Origin of the sequence: Guptibacillus hwajinpoensis (genome assembly GCF_020171785.1) — a bacterium.
In the GTDB taxonomy this organism is placed as follows: domain Bacteria; phylum Bacillota; class Bacilli; order Bacillales; family Guptibacillaceae; genus Guptibacillus; species Guptibacillus sedimenti.
Window position 1 is genome coordinate 254,042 of record NZ_JAIVAE010000004.1, and the last position, 16,179, is coordinate 270,220.

Annotated in this window: 17 protein-coding genes; 12 read left to right on the plus strand and 5 right to left on the minus strand. The window is 45.0% G+C overall.

The features are described from left to right. Nucleotides 1–2 precede the first annotated feature (2 nt). The 11 genes from LCL91_RS08490 to LCL91_RS08540 are packed head-to-tail and all read left to right on the plus strand — an operon-like array spanning nt 3 to nt 9,067. Complete coding sequence (locus tag LCL91_RS08490) at nt 3–1,472, plus strand: adenosylcobinamide amidohydrolase (RefSeq protein ID WP_224881660.1); 1,470 nt, start codon at nt 3–5, stop codon at nt 1,470–1,472. After that, entirely contained in the window at nt 1,469–2,434 is a 966-nt protein-coding gene (gene cbiB / locus LCL91_RS08495) for an adenosylcobinamide-phosphate synthase CbiB (RefSeq protein WP_224881662.1), read from the plus strand. Before LCL91_RS08490 ends, cbiB begins: the two co-directional genes overlap by 4 nt. After that, nucleotides 2,409–3,476 carry a threonine-phosphate decarboxylase CobD gene (gene cobD, locus LCL91_RS08500; protein WP_224881664.1) on the plus strand — a complete coding sequence of 356 codons (1,068 nt, stop codon included), beginning with the start codon at nt 2,409–2,411 and terminating at the stop codon, nt 3,474–3,476. Before cbiB ends, cobD begins: the two co-directional genes overlap by 26 nt. After that, nucleotides 3,464–4,021, plus strand: a complete 558-nt coding sequence (locus tag LCL91_RS08505) for a bifunctional adenosylcobinamide kinase/adenosylcobinamide-phosphate guanylyltransferase (RefSeq protein ID WP_224881666.1) — start codon at nt 3,464–3,466, stop codon at nt 4,019–4,021. The genes cobD and LCL91_RS08505 overlap by 13 nt, the downstream gene beginning before the upstream one ends. Further along, complete coding sequence (locus tag LCL91_RS08510; RefSeq protein ID WP_224881667.1) at nt 4,018–5,496, plus strand: cobyric acid synthase; 1,479 nt, start codon at nt 4,018–4,020, stop codon at nt 5,494–5,496. The genes LCL91_RS08505 and LCL91_RS08510 overlap by 4 nt, the downstream gene beginning before the upstream one ends. After that, on the plus strand, nt 5,493–6,284 hold the full coding sequence (cobS, locus tag LCL91_RS08515) for an adenosylcobinamide-GDP ribazoletransferase (RefSeq protein WP_224881668.1): 792 nt from the start codon (nt 5,493–5,495) through the stop codon (nt 6,282–6,284). The genes LCL91_RS08510 and cobS overlap by 4 nt, the downstream gene beginning before the upstream one ends. Beyond that, nucleotides 6,242–6,853: a histidine phosphatase family protein gene (locus tag LCL91_RS08520; protein WP_224881669.1), complete on the plus strand. Its 612-nt coding sequence runs from the start codon at nt 6,242–6,244 to the stop codon at nt 6,851–6,853. Before cobS ends, LCL91_RS08520 begins: the two co-directional genes overlap by 43 nt. Further along, nucleotides 6,805–7,239, plus strand: coding sequence for a bifunctional adenosylcobinamide kinase/adenosylcobinamide-phosphate guanylyltransferase (locus LCL91_RS08525; protein WP_165998514.1), 435 nt, complete (start codon nt 6,805–6,807; stop codon nt 7,237–7,239). The genes LCL91_RS08520 and LCL91_RS08525 overlap by 49 nt, the downstream gene beginning before the upstream one ends. Before the next feature lie 17 nt (nt 7,240–7,256). Continuing rightward, a complete protein-coding gene (locus LCL91_RS08530; protein WP_224881670.1) occupies nt 7,257–7,847 on the plus strand; it encodes a cob(I)yrinic acid a,c-diamide adenosyltransferase in 591 nt (196 codons plus the stop codon). A 3-nt stretch (nt 7,848–7,850) separates the two neighbouring features. Continuing rightward, nucleotides 7,851–8,336 (plus strand): ECF transporter S component, encoded by a 486-nt coding sequence (locus tag LCL91_RS08535; protein ID WP_224881671.1) that lies wholly within the window; start codon nt 7,851–7,853, stop codon nt 8,334–8,336. Further along, on the plus strand, nt 8,333–9,067 hold the full coding sequence (locus LCL91_RS08540) for an ATP-binding protein (protein ID WP_224881672.1): 735 nt from the start codon (nt 8,333–8,335) through the stop codon (nt 9,065–9,067). Before LCL91_RS08535 ends, LCL91_RS08540 begins: the two co-directional genes overlap by 4 nt. 83 nt (nt 9,068–9,150) lie before the next feature. Here LCL91_RS08540 and LCL91_RS08545 read toward each other — a convergent pair whose 3' ends face one another. Beyond that, nucleotides 9,151–9,318 carry a hypothetical protein gene (locus LCL91_RS08545; protein WP_224881673.1) on the minus strand — a complete coding sequence of 56 codons (168 nt, stop codon included), beginning with the start codon at nt 9,316–9,318 and terminating at the stop codon, nt 9,151–9,153. Between the two features lie 207 nt (nt 9,319–9,525). Between LCL91_RS08545 and LCL91_RS22225 the strand changes: the two genes are divergently transcribed. Further along, nucleotides 9,526–10,494 carry a D-glucuronyl C5-epimerase family protein gene (locus tag LCL91_RS22225; protein ID WP_224881675.1) on the plus strand — a complete coding sequence of 323 codons (969 nt, stop codon included), beginning with the start codon at nt 9,526–9,528 and terminating at the stop codon, nt 10,492–10,494. 98 nt (nt 10,495–10,592) lie between these two features. On the opposite strand, the gene LCL91_RS08555 is transcribed toward LCL91_RS22225, so the two are convergent. The 4 genes from LCL91_RS08555 to araA all read right to left on the minus strand — a co-directional run bounded on the left by LCL91_RS08555 (nt 10,593) and on the right by araA (nt 15,713). Continuing rightward, nucleotides 10,593–11,678, minus strand: a complete 1,086-nt coding sequence (locus LCL91_RS08555) for a GntR family transcriptional regulator (protein ID WP_224881677.1) — start codon at nt 11,676–11,678, stop codon at nt 10,593–10,595. A 115-nt stretch (nt 11,679–11,793) separates the two neighbouring features. Continuing rightward, nucleotides 11,794–12,507, minus strand: coding sequence for an L-ribulose-5-phosphate 4-epimerase (locus LCL91_RS08560; protein WP_224881678.1), 714 nt, complete (start codon nt 12,505–12,507; stop codon nt 11,794–11,796). 29 nt (nt 12,508–12,536) lie between these two features. Then, a complete protein-coding gene (locus tag LCL91_RS08565; RefSeq protein WP_224881679.1) occupies nt 12,537–14,207 on the minus strand; it encodes a ribulokinase in 1,671 nt (556 codons plus the stop codon). A gap of 15 nt (nt 14,208–14,222) precedes the next feature. After that, the gene (araA, locus tag LCL91_RS08570) at nt 14,223–15,713 is read right to left on the minus strand and encodes an L-arabinose isomerase (RefSeq protein ID WP_224881680.1); all 1,491 of its coding nucleotides are present in this window, start codon (nt 15,711–15,713) and stop codon (nt 14,223–14,225) included. Between the last annotated feature and the right edge of the window lie 466 nt (nt 15,714–16,179).

The window sequence follows — 16,179 nt, forward strand, 5'->3', positions numbered from 1 at the left end:
GCATGCTTAGCGTACAATCTGTTACAGGAGGATACCCCGGTCACGACGTGCTCGACGACATCTCGTTTGATGTAGAGAGAGGCGAGTTGCTCGGAATCGTTGGTCCAAATGGAAGCGGGAAAACGACGATTTTTAAAATGGTTAGCGGCATTTTAAAAGCAAAATCAGGCTCCATTTTGCTAAAAGAAAAGCCGATTGCAAGCTACTCAGCGAAACAGCTGGCGCGCGTGCTCGCGGTCCTGCCACAGCACGCGGAGCAGGCTTTTCCGTACACGGTCAAAGAAACCGTTTCGCTCGGTCGCTACGCCCATCAATCCGGCTGGTTCCAATCGTGGAGCGAACATGACGAAGCCGTCGTCCAGCGCACGATGGCGCAAACCGGCATCGCAAGTTTTGAAGATCACTACGTGAATGAGCTTTCTGGCGGTGAGCGCCAGCGCGTTTTTCTCGCTCAGGCGCTAGCGCAAGAACCTGAAATTCTTTTGCTAGACGAGCCAACGAATCACCTTGATCTTTCTTATCAAAAAGAGCTACTTGATTTGTTAAAAAGGTGGACGCGGGAACAGGGTCTTACGGTGATTTCGATTTTTCACGATTTGAATTTGGCTGGACTTTACTGTGACCGCCTTCTTCTTCTTGAAAATGGCCAAATCAACCTGCACAACAAGCCAAATGACGTGTTAAACGAGGAGCGCATTCAGTCCGTTTACAGAACGAAAATCGAGAAGCATCCGCATCCAACCGTGCCAAAGCCGCAAATGCTGCTTCTGCCGGAAAAGCAGGCGGAGGATTTAAGTGATCTTCGTATTACGGAAAAATGGCTTGCCCATCAAAATGACATGATCACCCTGAACGCACCATTCCCGCTCCGAACGATGTCTTCCGGCGTTGTTGGCTCAGGAACAGGTTGGTACCGCACCTTTGTAAACCGTCACGTCGATAAAACGTATAACTGCACCGATCATAAAGGGGAGATGACGAGCTTTCTTGAAGCACACGGCATCGATCCAACGGAAACAGTTGGCATGATGACGGCCGTTCGGCTCGAGGACGTCGCTTATCGCCTCATTGAAGACGATGACGTTTCTGTTTTCGTCGTTGTGACTGCTGGCGTCGGCAATGCCGTTGATGCGTCGAAAAGCCGTGAGCACGTATACGAACCGCTTCCGGGAACGATTAATACGTGGGTTTTCGTGAATGGCACGCTCACAGACGAAGCGTTCATTCAAAGCATTATGACGGCAACGGAAGCGAAAGTAAAAGTAATGCACGACCAGCAAGTAAAAGACGCGGTGACAGGCACCACGGCAACCGGAACGTCAACCGACAGCATCCTGATTGCCGCCACTCAGCGAGGCGAGCACCAGGCGTATGCCGGAACGATTACAACGCTTGGAAAACTGATCAGTGAAGGCGTTTATACGTGTACGACGGAGGCGCTTGAGAACTATCGCTTGAGGCTCTCGAAATGATTTTAAACCACCTGCTTGCTATCACCGTAGCGTTTTTCCTGGATCGCCTGATTGGCGATCCGCCCAATTGGCCGCATCCGGTAAAGGGATTTGGCAAGCTCATAAGCTTCCTTGAAAAACGCTGGAACAACGGCCAGAACCGCAAGCAAAAAGGTGCGCTCATGATACTAACCGTGATCGTCACCGTCATCAGCATCACCGGTCTTACCGTTACCATTGCCTACACGCTTCACCCGCTCGTCGGTATATTTTATGAAGCGATCCTGATCGCCACTACGATCGCACAAAAAAGCCTGCGGAATGCCGCGCTTGATGTTTACGAACCGCTACAAGACGGTCATATGACAGAAGCGCGCGAAAAGCTCTCCTGGATCGTCGGTCGTGACACAGCAAACCTCAACGAAAGCGAAGTCGTACGCGGTACCGTTGAAACGGTCGCTGAAAACACGAGCGACGGCATCACAGCTCCTTTATTCTGGGCGCTAATTGGCGGAAGTGTCGGCGCGGTTGTCTATCGCGCCATCAATACGTGTGATTCCATGGTCGGCTATCGAAACGATAAGTACGGAGAATTCGGCTACGCATCCGCAAAGCTTGATGACGTGGTGAACTGGATTCCAGCGCGGCTAACCGGTATTTGTATGATTCTCGTCAAACGGCCGGAGCACTCGACCACCAGCCGCGCCTGGCACGTTCTTTTTCGCGATGCCAAACAGCATCCAAGTCCGAACAGCGGCTGGGGCGAAGCGGCAACCGCTGCGATTCTTGGCGTACAGCTTGGTGGCTTGAACACATACAAAGGCATCGTTTCAAACCGCGCGCGTATGGGAGATCCCATTATGAAGCTAAGCGCGCTACATATTCCAAAAGCGATCAAAATCATGAATCGCGCAAGCATTCTATTTTTACTTATTCTCTGGATCGGAGGGCTCCTCATTGACGCTACCATCTCATGGCGCTAACACGCATTATTTATACGAAGCACTCCAAATCGACTCGCCCGAGCGTACAATTGATTTCAGTGCGAACCTGAATCCGCTCGGACCGCCGCCGTCTCTTAAAGAAACATGGGAAGACGCTTTCGATCTCATCACAACTTATCCTGATCCGCATGCCGCCCGCTTAATAGAAAAGCTCGCGAACGTCCATGACGTGGAAGAAAATCAGCTGCTTATCGGTAACGGAGGCGCTGAGCTAATTACGCTTGTCGGTCGTTATTTAGCGGGGAAGCGCGTTTGCATCGTTCAACCGACTTTCTCTGAATATGAAACGGCTTGCCTTCGTGCGGGATGCGAAGTGACCTACCATACCCTCGAAGAAGGAGAATGGGCGTTAGGTTCACACCTGGCTGAAAAAATGCCGTACGTTGATGCGGTTTTTCTTTGTACCCCAAACAACCCAACCGGCGTTACGTATGACCCCGCGTCCATTCTCGCTTTAGTCGAAGCGGCGAAAAGGTACGATTGCGCCATCATCATTGATGAAGCTTTCGCGGACTTTGTAGGAGATGACTCATCGTTCTCATCACTTCTCGCCCCCTTTTCCAACCTGATGATTCTTCGCTCCCTTACGAAAATGTACGCCATTCCAGGACTTCGTCTCGGCTACATGTTGGCTCATCCAGAAGTGATCGAAGCGATCAAAAAGCTTCAGCCGCACTGGAGCGTCAACGCTCTGGCGCTACACGCTGGCGAACTGTGCCTCCAAGAAACTGATTTTGTAGCCGAAACCCATCAAATGATCGAACTAGAACGAGAGAAGTGCTTCTATTTTTTCGAGGAAAATCATTTTACATACTCCAACTCAAGCGTGAACTTTTACCTTCTACGAGACCCTGAATTAGAAGATCAATCGGAACTTCTAAGCTTTCTTATGAAAAAAGGCATTGTTCCAAGACACACGGAGAACTTTCCTGGACTAGACGGCAGGTGGCTCCGATTTGCGGTCCGCAAGCCGGAGGAAAACGAGCGATTAAGGGAGGTGCTCACCTCATGGCGCAGCTAATCTTCATAACCGGCGGCGTAAGAAGTGGAAAAAGTCGTTTTGCGGAAAAGCGAGCGGCTTCGCTCCGCCCAACAAGCGGCACCCTTCATTACCTCGCCTGTGGACAGCCAAGCGATATCGAAATGCAAAAACGCATCGCACGTCATCAGCATGATCGCGCATCTGCCAATGTTCCATGGGAAACAGTGGAATGCGCAACGGATATTGGAAGCGTCGCGTCATCTTTAAACGAAAATGCCGTGGTGCTCCTTGATTGCGTCACCACCCTTCTTTCCAATGAACTTTTTCAAAAAGAGAACTGGCAAGACGAGCTATTTCAACAACAAACGAAACAAAAAATTCAGCATGACATCGAAAAACTTAATGAACGCTCAGAAGCGCTAATCATCGTTAGCAATGAACTTGGTTATGAGCCGTTAAGCGGTCTCGTCGACGTTTATGCAAGGCAACTTGGCGAGCTTCATCAATGGATCGTTTCAAAAGCTGACGAAGCGTATGTAGTTGAAAATGGCATCCCGCAACGGATGAAAGGGGAAGGCGTATGAACGGGATCATGATTCAGGGAACGGCATCCGATGTTGGCAAAAGCTTGATCGTGACGGCGTTCTGTCGCCTTCTTGCCAATGAAGGCTACGCGGTGGCGCCGTTTAAATCGCAAAACATGTCCAACAACTCCTACGTCACGATTGAAGGCAAAGAAATCGGCCGAGCGCAGGGCGCTCAGGCGGAAGCCGCACGAACGGAAGCGAGCGTGTGGATGAATCCGATCCTGCTGAAGCCTCGCTCCGATCAGCATGCCGAAGTGATTCAATTCGGCACGTCTTACCGTACGCTTTCCGGCAAAGACTACCGTCAGTCCTATTATGAAATGGGGCTTGAAAGCATTGCGTTCGCGCTTGATCACCTTCGCAAAACATATGACGTGATCGTCATGGAAGGCGCAGGAAGTCCAGTTGAAGTGAACTTAAAAGATCGCGAGCTTGTGAATATGAAAGTAGCGGAGATGGCGGATGTTCCTGTTCTCCTTGTCGCAGACATTGATCGGGGCGGCGTGTTCGCAAGCATTGTTGGTACGCTTGAGCTCCTTGAGAAAGAAGAGCGGGCGAGGGTAAAAGGAATACTGATTAATAAATTTCGCGGTGATCCAGCCCTTTTCGAAGATGGCATCACGTGGCTTGAAGAGCGCACGGGCATCCTGATCGTCGGGGTGCTCCCGTATGTGAACCACCGCGTTGAAGGAGAAGATTCGCTTTCGCTGACCGATCGCTTTTTACATAAAACAGGTTCGCTTGAGATCGCCGTCATCCAGCTTCCGTTTCTTTCAAACTACAGCGACATCGAGCCGTTTAACGAAGAAGACGTGACGATTCGCTGGGTGCAGGATCCGCGTGAACTGAGCGCGCCGGATGCGATCATCATTCCCGGAACGAAAAGCACGATCAGCGATTTACAGTGGATGAAGAAGCTCGGATTTGAAGATGCGTTAAAAAGCTATGCCGCAAGTGGTGGAAATGTTGTCGGCATTTGCGGCGGCTATCAAATGCTCACCGAGAAGCTGATTGACGAACATGGTTCAGATACTGGGAAAGCAGGAACGGAGCTAAACGGTCTCGGACTGATACCCGCAAAAACGACGTTTCATGAAGTGAAAACGACGATTCGAGTGAGCGGGGTAAACACAGAAACCGGCTCGCCAATCCAGGGATACGAAATTCATCTTGGCGAAACGCTTTTCGATCATCCGGCAACGCCGTTTCTCAAGATTGACGATCGGCCTGAAGGGTACTACGGAGAAGGTGGGCGCGTCATCGGCACGTATTTGCATCACCTTTTTCATAATGATGAGTGGCGCACAGTTTGGCTGAATGGACTTCGAGCGAAAAAAGGGTTACCAGAGCAGAAACAAATCAATCGCAAGCAGTTAAAAGAAAAAACGTATGACGATCTTGCGAATGAGCTTAAGCCTCATCTGAAATGGGAGCTGATCAAATCGTTCATGTTTCAAGGTGAGAACCGATGAACTTATGGCAGGGAATGCTGATCAACCTTCAGTTTTTTACCGTCATTCCAGTTCGGCGTGAAATCCCGATGGGTCCGAAGCAGCTCACGCGTTCGGTTCAAACGTTTCCGTTACTCGGACTACTTCAGGGGATGTTGGCGTCAGGTCTTCTGTACACCTTGCTTCAGTGGACGCCGTTTTCAACACTTGCGGCAACGTTTTTCGTCTGGCTGTTTATGATGGTGCTGACAGGTGGCCTTCACCTTGACGGCTGGATGGATGCGAGCGATGCGTTTTTTTCGTATCGCGATCTTGAGAAGCGGCTAGAGATTATGAACGATCCGCGCACTGGGGCGTTTGGCGTTTTATCGGTGATCGTCCTGCTTGCGGCTAAGTTTCTGTTTCTCTATGAAATCGCGCAACTGGCGCAGGACGTTTCGTATTTCCTTATTATCCTGATTCCCTTTTTTAGTAAAACTGTGATGGGTGCGTTTCTCGTTTTAATACGGCCTTCAAAAGAGAAGGGGCTCGCCGCCTTTTTTCAAAAAGGGATCGAACGGTCATGCCTATGGGTTTATCCGTTTTATTGGCTTTTGATCGCCGGGGCTTCCTTACTCATTTCAGTCGAAGCGTTTTGGATGACGCTATTCTTAAGTGCTGTCACGATCCTTGTGGCTCTCGGAATGAAACGAAATAGCCAAAGATGGTTTAACGGCATCACGGGCGATGTGCTTGGCGCAAGCGTTGAAGGAATGGAGGGGCTTTTATGGATGAGCGTGTGGTTATTACATTATTTCGTCATGGCGTAACGGAAGACAATAAACGCGGGGCGTATATTGGATGGACGAATCCGTCGATTAGTGAAGACGCAGCATTTGCGGACGTGGCGGATGACTACGATTTGATTTTTACGAGCGACCTGGATCGGTGCATGCAAACGACAAAACGACTTTTTCCGAACCGAAAAGCGATTTCGATGCCGCTTTTTCGCGAAATCCTCTTTGGCGAATGGGAAGGGAAAACGTATGCCGACCTTGAACATGATAAGCAATATCAAAGCTGGGTGTCCGATCCGCTCGCGGATGCGCCGCCTGGCGGGGAGAGCTTCGCGCAGTTTACGGAGCGAATTGATCAGGGATTTCAAGCGCTCGTAGAACAAATGAATTTGCAGTTGCATAAAAAAGTGCTCCTTACAACGCACGGCGGGGTGATTCGCTACTTGTTAATGAAATACGCCCCTGAGGAGCGATCGTTTTGGGAATGGAAAGTTCCGCACGGTTCGGCAGTTGAGCTTGAATGGAAACGAGAAGATCTAAGGAGGGACGCGCGATGCACTTCGTTACGGGTGGTGCCTATAACGGCAAAACAAAATGGGTGAAGAACTTCTACGGTTTAACCGAAGATCATTGCTGGAAATCGGCTTATGATCAAACGAAAATTCCGCTTAATGTAAGTCGGTTTTACGGAGATGTGGTCGTTCTAGAAGGCGTAGAACAGTGGCTCAAAGGGTTAACGGCCGAATCAGGACTGGAAGAATGCCGAGCAATCTGGCAGTCGCTACTCGGAATTTGGCGCACTTGGGAAAGCGAGCGTCATGAACGAACCGTTGTCATCATAGGCACGGATATTACAAAAGGCATTGTTCCGATGGAAAAAGAAGACCGCGACTGGCGCGATTTAACCGGATGGGCATACCAGGATCTCGCTGCCGTAGCCGACCGCGTTGACGTGATCTGGTATGGACTGAATCAACAGCTTAAATAATCAAAGGGGGAAAAGGGATGAGAATTTATACGCGAACAGGTGACGAAGGAAAAACGAGTATTATCGGAGGTAGAGTCGACAAAGACGATGTGCGCGTTGACGCTTACGGAACGGTCGATGAAGTGAACGGGTTCGTCGGACAAGCGATCGTGGAATTAAGTGAACTTGGAAAAGGTTCGCTGAACGACCTAATCGACGACCTTGAAAAAATTCAGCATGAGCTTTTTGACTGCGGTGGCGACCTGGCGAACGTTTCGCCAAAGCGTGAATTAAAGTTAAAAGAAGAATCGATCACATACCTGGAAGGGCGAATTGATGAATTCATTGAAGAAGCCCCGGCTCTTGAAAAGTTCATCCTCCCAGGAGGCAGCAAACCATCCGCGACGATTCACATCGCAAGGACGATCACACGTCGCGCCGAGCGTCATGTGGTGACATTGATGAAGCAAGCTGAGAACGTGCCAACCGTTCCAATGAAATACTTAAACCGACTATCCGACTACTTTTTCGCGCTTGCACGCGTGGTCAACTTCCGCTTAAACGTAAAAGACATTGAGTACGCAAGAAGCGCAAAGGTGTTCCGCGGCGGGAAGCGTAAAGGAGAGTAACGCATGTCTGGAAAACGCGCAAGTCTTCTTGCGATGTTCATAGCACTCTCCGTCGTTGGTGCTATTCTTAAAATGCCGTCAGCGGTTGGAAGTATCGCGCTCGATGCTTTTCCAGCGCTTATCGCCGCAGTTCTTCTTGGAAAAAGAAGCGGGGCGTTAATCGCAAGCTTCGGGCATCTGTTATCTGCGCTGATCGTCGGTTTTCCACTCGGTCCAATGCACGTCTTCATCGCAGCGGAAATGTCCGCACTCGTCTGGCTATTTGGAAAACTGTATGAAGCGAAAAAGTCGAAGTGGGCATCCGCTACGTTTGCGATCGGGAATGGACTTGTCGCACCGCTTCCGTTCTTATTCCTCTTAGGCACAGGATTTTACGTGGCAGTGGTTCCGAGTCTGTTAATTGCATCAGTCTTGAACCTCGCTCTTGCATTGATTTTAATCCCGCGCCTTGTGCCGGTTTTTGAGAAAAGAGGACTCGCAAGCTTATGAGAGATGGCACAGTTATTGAACTTGGCGCCGAAACCCTCATCATCACAAGCGATAACAGCGGCGCGATTGGCATGAAAGAACAAGATCATGTAGCGGTTCCATACGATGTTGTTTCTTATTATGCGTTTCGCGTCGCGGTGATGGAAAACATCGCTCTTGGCGGAGTACCGGTTTCTGTTGTGATGCATAATTTTTGTGGAGACCGTGAGTGGGAAGCGCTCGTAAGCGGGGTGGAACGTGGAAAACGAGAGCTTGGGTTCAACCATGAGATCACGATTACAGGGAGCTCGGAAACGAACATGCCAATGCTTCAATCGGCGCTTGGCGTTGTGGTCGTTGGGAAGCGGAAGGATGAGTTACCGGAGGTCCGTTTAGATGATGCAACGAAATTCGCGGTAATTGGCAAGCCTCTTGTTGGAGACAAAGTGGTGAAGGAAGCAAGTGAGATCGCTCCACTTGACCTGTTTTGCTGGATCAGTGAGCAGGATGGTGTTCAAGCAGTTCTTCCCGTAGGTTCAAAAGGGATTCTTTATGAGTTGAATGAGCTTGTAGAGGAGGATGTGGAGGTTGAGGAGAGGATGGTTCGGGCTGAACTTGATCTCTATAAATCTTCTGGTCCAGCGACTTGTTTTATCGTAGCTTATGATGGAGGGCTAGAGAATCACTTACGTAAGCGAGCAGGTTTGCATTTTAATAGAGTAGAAATCGTAGGGGGTCAGGCTCGAGCCTGACCCCCTCAACAAACAAAAACCGCGTATTGTCCGCCCGAGGCGGACAATACGCGGTTTAATTATCTATTGAACTTCATTACCATCTACAACACTTGTTTATTCCGACTATCATTCGCATACATCTTCTCAAGCTCGGTTAACGTGAGCTGGTGTAACTTACTAAGATCTTTCCGGTTATCAGGTGAATTCAGTAGCTTACGAATTAGGTAGGTTCGACGATCAATCATGCCTTTACGGAGTTGGACTCCCATGAACACAACCTCCTTCCTTGACTATCCCATTTGACTCTAGCATAACGTGTTTGAGCGATTTTGTGTGTTAAGAAATTGTGAAGAAATTAACAAAGAATGTGGGAAAGGTTTTTAAGTTCCCCTCTATTATCTGTCATTCTATGGTAATCTAATAATTGTCATAAATGGGAATTGAAGTTACATAAAAGGATATGGGGGATTTAAAAAGTGGGGAAGATACTTAAGAAAAACGTGTACGTATTCACATTTACTGTTGTGATTCTATTAATAGGTTCTGTCCTATTTAATCAAGTGATGACAGGGGCGGAAATTAATGAAGAGTATGGCTTTCGCTTAGAAACGTTTGATCTCGTCGATTTACCATTAGATAAAGTGCCATATAGCGGATCCGTTGTGCCCTTAAATCCAGATTTTCCAACAGATGAGAAGGGTATTATTTTAACGAAAAACGGAGAGGATCTCTATTACAATCCGTTAAAGATCGGATTGTATGCCAAATCATTTCTAAAAAGCTATGACCAAAAAGGTGATCAGGCGTACCTAGAAAAAGCTGAATTATACGGGGAAAAGCTTCTTGAGATGGCAGATGAACATGAGGGTGCCTGGTATTTTCCTTATTCAATCGACTTCAATCTTCATGGTGATGAAGAAGATGTTTTAAAAGGACCATGGTATTCTGCGATGGCACAAGGTGAAGTTCTCTCTACTTTTACAAGACTTTATCGCTCCACAGGAAAAGAAGACTATCTCACTGCGGCTGAAAAAACTTTTCAAAGCATGGAGGATGTAAAAGAGGATAATGAAACATGGGTATCACTCATAGATCAAGAAGGCTACTTATGGTTTGAAGAATATCCTGAAGAAAACCCAACTCATGCATTAAATGGTTTTCTTTTCGCGATTTACGGCGTCTATGATTATTACTTGTTAGAGAAAGACGAAGATGTGAAAAATCATTTGATGGGAGCCATCACCACAGTAAAACACTATCTCGATGAGTATCGCGTAGAAGGTGAGATTAGTTACTATTGTCGCGAACATCATGTGCAAAGTGACAGATACCATATGATTCACATCACTCAGCTAGAGCGACTAACAAAAATCAGCGGTGATCCTTACTTTGAAAACATGGCAAACGAGTTTAAAGAAGATTTTCAACTGACGGAAGAAGAATAAGAGAGAGTGAAAAAAAGGGGGGTCAGGCGCGAGCCTGACCCCCTTCACAAACAAAAACGCCCTAAAAGTCCGCCTCAGGCGGACTTTACTGTATAAAACTAGTTTTTTAAAGTAGAATTCCGCACAACAATTTCCGGAGATAATGTGTACCGAAATTCGTTGATCCTTCCTTCAATTAGATCGACGATTCCCTTTGCAACTTTTTCTCCCATCACCTCTTTTGGGTGAATCGCTGAAGTTAGCTTCACATCTGTAGCTGTAGCAATATAAGAATCGTCAAAGCCAACGACTGCAATATCGTTTGGAATTATCAGTTGAGCTTCTTTGATTGCTTGAATCACTTGTAAAGCTATCTGATCATTGTAGCAAACAAATGCAGTGGGATGATCCTCTTGCAACAAGAGTTCCTTCGCAAAATTGTACCCAAAAACCTCTTTTTCTTCAGTTTTATATTTACCTACAAACGAATTATTCATTGTAAGGTCAGCACTTATGAGAGATTTTGCGTATCCAAGATACCGATTCACTCCCTGAGCATCATCTGATTTAAATATCCCAGCGATTTTATGGTGTCCAAGTTCAACTAAATGGTTTGTCAGTTTGTAACCTCCATCAAGATCATCTAAGACAATGTATGAAGGATGAACTTCCTCATATTTTGAGTTGATCATGATATATGGGATGTTCTTTTTTTCAAGCTCTCTAAAATAACTTTTGTTTGTGTTTTCCTTCGCACTTAGCGTCGGTTCAATAATCACCCCAGCCACGTTAAGTTCGAGAGCTTTGCGAAGACACTCTTGTTCTTTTTCTTTGTTGTTATTGGTATTCAATAGAAGAAAATGATATCCTTTTGAACTAAGTACTTCTTCAATTCCGCTCGTGATTCGTGGGAAGATGTAATCAGAAATATAGGTTGTAATAATGGCAATAGTCTTCGATTTTGTTTTTTTTGTTCCAAAGTTAAACGAGCAAAATGTTCCTTTTCCTCTACCGCGATCGATATACCCTTCGTGCTCGAGATTTGTGAAAGCACGGCGAATAGTATGGCGACTAACCCCAAATTGTTCCACAAGTTCATTCTCTGTTGGTAGTTGGTCACCTGGTTGAATTTCACCATTCGAAATTAACTCTTTAAAATGTTTTTCAATAATTGTATATTTTGGTGAAGTCGAAGCACGCTCCATGTTCCCACCCCTTTCTCTTGTTTTGCCAGATAGGTGGCTGAGCAGATATTCGTTAAGCGTATTCATTAAATATAGGATATCGCTGCTAAAATTACAAACCTTACGGGTCTAATTGTTATGCACCTGAATGAGAATTAGCTTGACCATAATAAGCATTTTTTCCATGCTTTCGTAAATAATGTTTATCTAACAATCCCGATTGCATTTCTTGTTCATTATTAATTAGCTTTAGTTGGTGTGTATGATAAGCCATTTTGGCTACTTCTTCTAAAACCACTGCATTAAAAACAGCCTCTTCTGGAGATTTCCCCCAACAAAATGGACCGTGTTCATGAACAAGAACAGAAGGAGACTCATGGGCATTTATCAGATTAAAAGCTTCCACAATGACTTTACCCGTGTTTTTTTCGTATTCATTTTCGATTTCTTCTTTTTTCATTTTGCGAGTACATGGAATTTCGTTATAAAAGTAATCAGCATGTGTCGTTCCAAGTGGAGGAATGGGTTTTCCAGCTTGTGCGAAAATTGTAGCCCATGTTGAATGAGTGTGTACAATCCCCCCAATATGTGAAAAAGCTTTATACAATTCTAGATGGGTTGCAGTGTCGGAAGAAGGCTTATAATTTCCTTCTAGGATATTTCCTTCTAAATCAACGACAACCATATCAGTTGCTTTCATCGCCTTATAGGAGACACCTGAAGGTTTAATGACGACTGAGTTTGTTGCACGATCAATGCCACTTGCATTTCCCCAAGTATAGAGGACAAGTCCTTTTGAGACGATTTCAAGGTTTGCCTCATACACTTCTTGCTTTAGCTTTTCTAACATTAGATGGCTCCTTTCCGCTTTCGAAGTAGTTAAGCATGAATCGTTTGCTGGTCTAGGATAGATAGCTTCAGTTTTTTAAGTCGCTTCATGACATCGTTTTCCCCTTTACCAAAATAGTCATGAAGTTGGATATATTCCGCATAAAGCTGATCATAGATTTTAGAATTCTCCGGAATTGGTTTAAAGACTTCTTCTTTAAGCGATGCCATTTTGTCTGAAGCTTCTTGAAGGGATTCATAATACCCTGCTGCTACAGCAGCAAATATAGCCGACCCAAGAGCAGGAGCTTGCAAGGATGAGGCAATTTTAATCTCTAGCTGACATACGTCAGCGTAGATTTGCATCAGTAACCGATTTTTGTGTGGCAGCCCACCACAAGCATATAACTCTTTTATTTCAATGCCAGATTTAGCAAATGAATCTATAATCCGTCTTTTGCCAAAAGCGGTCGCTTCAATTAGCGTTCGATAAATCTCTTCTGGTTTAGTAGCAAGAGTCATGCCAAGCATAAGCCCAGTTAAATTGGTATCTACAAGGACAGATCGATTTCCGTTCCACCAATCAAGCGCCACCATTCCTGACTCTCCTGCTTTAAGGACAGAAGCTTTCTTTTCTAAAAGCTCGTGTATGGAGATGCCTTGTAAGTTCGCTTCATCTTCATATGTTTGGTTAATATAAGTACGTACAAACCAATCGAAAATATCACCTACTGCATTTTGCCCTGATTCATATGCATAATAGCCTGGAATGGCGCCATCTTTTACAACACCACACATTCCTTCCACTTCCTTTTTTTCTGAACCTAATGTAATGTCACAAGTTGACGTCCCCATAATCATGAGCATTTTTCCTTCATCAACAACTTTAGAGGAAGAAGCAGATACATGAGCATCCACATTTCCAACGCTGACTTTCGTATTTGGAGACAGTCCTAATGCTTCAGACCACTCTTGCAAAAGGGGACCAGCACTTTCTCCTATTTTGCGAATTTCGCCACCGAATTTTTCTTCAATGACATTTTCCATGTCAGGATGAAGTTCCTTAAAAAATGCTTTTTCTGGGAAGCCATGTTGCTCATCCCACAGAGCTTTAAATCCGAGAGTACAGTTGTTACGGATCCAGTTGCCTGTTAATTGAAGTGTAATCCAATCGGCTGCTTCCAAAAAAGAATTCGTCTCATGATAGAGATGGGGCGCTTCATTTAAAATTTGAAGTACTTTTGGAAACATCCATTCAGATGAAATCTTTCCACCATAGCGGCTAAGAAACCCGTATTTCTTGCCTATCTTATTGATTAAATCTGCTTCTGGTTGAGCGGCGTGATGTTTCCAAAGTTTTACCCATGCATGTGGCTCTGTTTTGTATTTTTCATATTGAGCAAGCACTTTTCCTTCTCTAGAAACAGGCATAATCGTACAGGAAGTAAAATCAATGCCAATGCCTACAATGTTACTGGAATGAACATTACTTTTCTCTATAACTGAAGGAATTGTCTGCCGGAGTACATTAAGATAATCTTCTGGATGCTGTAGAGCCCAATCTGGGCCAAGTTTTACCTTTGAATCAGGCAAATACTCACTCATGACAGCATGGGGATATTCATAAACGGCTGAAGCTAATTCTTTTCCATCGTTAATATCAACTAGGACAGCCCTGGCTGAAAGGGAGCCATAGTCAATGCCAATCGTATAGTGACTCATTACATTCTCCTCCAATTACATAAATTTATAGTAGAGTTCATTCCATTTTAATTCGTTAGTGAAGTCATCCAAATTGAACTTCTCGCCAATATGCAAGCATTCACTGCCAGTCATCTCTGCATAATCTTTAATGTGTTGATAAGTTAATTGAGTGGAATAGGCTGTATGGTGGGTACCTCCAGCTAGTATCCAAGCTTTTGCAGATTCATGTAAAGATGGAGCTGGTTTCCAAAAGGCTCGTGCAACTGGAAGATGCGGCATATTCTCTGTCATTTCGATCGTTTCTACATCATTCACAATGAAACGAAAACGTTCTCCCATGTCAATAACGGTCACGCATATCCCTTTTCCTGGTTGTGCATTAAAGACGAGGCGAGCCGGATCTTCTTTTCCTCCAATGGCAAGGGGGTGTACTTCGACGCGCGGTTGATCTGATGCAATCGTCGGACAAACTTCCAACATGTGGGATTGAAGGATTCCTTCTTCTCCAGGCTTTAAATGGTACGTATAATCTTCCATAAATGATGTTTCTTTTCCACCAGACATTATTTTCATTAAGCGTAAAAGGGCAGCTGTTTTCCAATCTCCTTCTCCGCCAAACCCATACCCTTTGGCCATTAATCTTTGGACGGCTAGACCAGGTAATTGCTTCATTCCATGTAAGGTGTCAAAATTTGTGGTAAAGGCAGTATATTGCCCTTCTTTCAAAAAGTACTCTAAACCTAGTTCAATTTTTGCTTGCTCACGAACGGCGTCCCGTTCTGGTCCGTCGACCTGAAGTGGACCGTCAAATTTATAGATTGTTTCATACTCAGCCATTAATGAATCAATTTCCTCTTCTGTTAGCGCTTCCATTTTTGCAACAAGATCGCCTATGCCAAATCCATCAACTTGCCAGCCAAATTGAATTTGAGCTTCCACTTTATCACCATCTGTTACAGCAACATGGTTCATGTTGTCACCAAATCGAGCTACTTTAATAGCGTGACTTTCATTGAATGCTAGGGCACTTGTCGCCCATCTTTTAATTTCGTTAATCACATTCCGATCTTGCCAGTGTCCAACAACGACTTTAGGACGGGTTTTCATGCGTGCATTCATATACCCAAATTCCCGATCCCCATGTGCAGACTGATTTAAATTCATGAAATCCATGTTAATTGAGTCCCATGGAAGGTCGCGATTATACTGAGTGTGAAGATGGAGAAGAGGTTTGGTTAGTGATTTTAGACCACGTATCCACATCTTGGCTGGAGAGAAGGTGTGCATCCAAGTAAGTAAACCCGCACAGTGAGCGGTTCGATTTGCTTCGAGGCATAACTGATATATATCGTTTGCATTTGTCATAACTGGCTTCATCACGATAGTAAAGTGCTCATTAAACTCCTCATTCATAGCAGATACCATCATTTCACTATGTTCTGCTACTTCATCTAAGGTTTTTTTCCCATATAGATGTTGGCTACCAACGACAAACCAAAGTTCGTATCTTTTAGTGGTTAGCATAGAATAAAAGCCTCCTCAAAGCTTATTTAAGTACGTACAAATAAAACACTTTCATTGCTTAGTATCATAACAATAAACTTATTATTCGGTCAATAGTACGTACAAATATTCATATTCGATTTAATCAGTAATAAACAATATGAATGATAGTATATTTCAGAAAAATCTAAAAATGTATTGCGGACTTCCAAGACATATCCTATACTAAACAAGGTAAGCGCTTTCTTTTATAATTTTTTGAGAGGAGATTGGTTATATTTAGTGTTTTAAACAATTTGAAAGCTGTATAGCTGGTAGTAGAAAAGAAATCTATTTCAAATGGTTATCTAAATAGTAAAGTGAATCCACTCTTTTTTTAGTGTTTAGGTAAGCGCTTTCCTTTGTGGTAGATAAAATTAAAGTGGCAAAGATAGTTCATCCAGTTTTGTTCAATGATCAAGTCCCTTTATTAATTTTAAGAAAACGG

What these genes read in the sequence shown, in the direction of transcription:
- LCL91_RS08490 (WP_224881660.1), top strand. Translation starts at nt 3, where the DNA reads ATGCTTAGCGTACAATCTGTTACAGGAGGATACCCCGGTCACGACGTG.
- cbiB (WP_224881662.1), top strand. Translation starts at nt 1,469, where the DNA reads ATGATTTTAAACCACCTGCTTGCTATCACCGTAGCGTTTTTCCTGGAT.
- LCL91_RS08505 (WP_224881666.1), top strand. Translation starts at nt 3,464, where the DNA reads ATGGCGCAGCTAATCTTCATAACCGGCGGCGTAAGAAGTGGAAAAAGT.
- LCL91_RS08510 (WP_224881667.1), top strand. Translation starts at nt 4,018, where the DNA reads ATGAACGGGATCATGATTCAGGGAACGGCATCCGATGTTGGCAAAAGC.
- cobS (WP_224881668.1), top strand. Translation starts at nt 5,493, where the DNA reads ATGAACTTATGGCAGGGAATGCTGATCAACCTTCAGTTTTTTACCGTC.
- LCL91_RS08520 (WP_224881669.1), top strand. Translation starts at nt 6,242, where the DNA reads ATGGATGAGCGTGTGGTTATTACATTATTTCGTCATGGCGTAACGGAA.
- LCL91_RS08525 (WP_165998514.1), top strand. Translation starts at nt 6,805, where the DNA reads ATGCACTTCGTTACGGGTGGTGCCTATAACGGCAAAACAAAATGGGTG.
- LCL91_RS08530 (WP_224881670.1), top strand. Translation starts at nt 7,257, where the DNA reads ATGAGAATTTATACGCGAACAGGTGACGAAGGAAAAACGAGTATTATC.
- LCL91_RS08535 (WP_224881671.1), top strand. Translation starts at nt 7,851, where the DNA reads ATGTCTGGAAAACGCGCAAGTCTTCTTGCGATGTTCATAGCACTCTCC.
- LCL91_RS08540 (WP_224881672.1), top strand. Translation starts at nt 8,333, where the DNA reads ATGAGAGATGGCACAGTTATTGAACTTGGCGCCGAAACCCTCATCATC.
- LCL91_RS08545 (WP_224881673.1), bottom strand. Translation starts at nt 9,318, where the DNA reads ATGGGAGTCCAACTCCGTAAAGGCATGATTGATCGTCGAACCTACCTA.
- LCL91_RS08555 (WP_224881677.1), bottom strand. Translation starts at nt 11,678, where the DNA reads ATGGAGCGTGCTTCGACTTCACCAAAATATACAATTATTGAAAAACAT.
- LCL91_RS08560 (WP_224881678.1), bottom strand. Translation starts at nt 12,507, where the DNA reads ATGTTAGAAAAGCTAAAGCAAGAAGTGTATGAGGCAAACCTTGAAATC.
- LCL91_RS08565 (WP_224881679.1), bottom strand. Translation starts at nt 14,207, where the DNA reads ATGAGTCACTATACGATTGGCATTGACTATGGCTCCCTTTCAGCCAGG.
- araA (WP_224881680.1), bottom strand. Translation starts at nt 15,713, where the DNA reads ATGCTAACCACTAAAAGATACGAACTTTGGTTTGTCGTTGGTAGCCAA.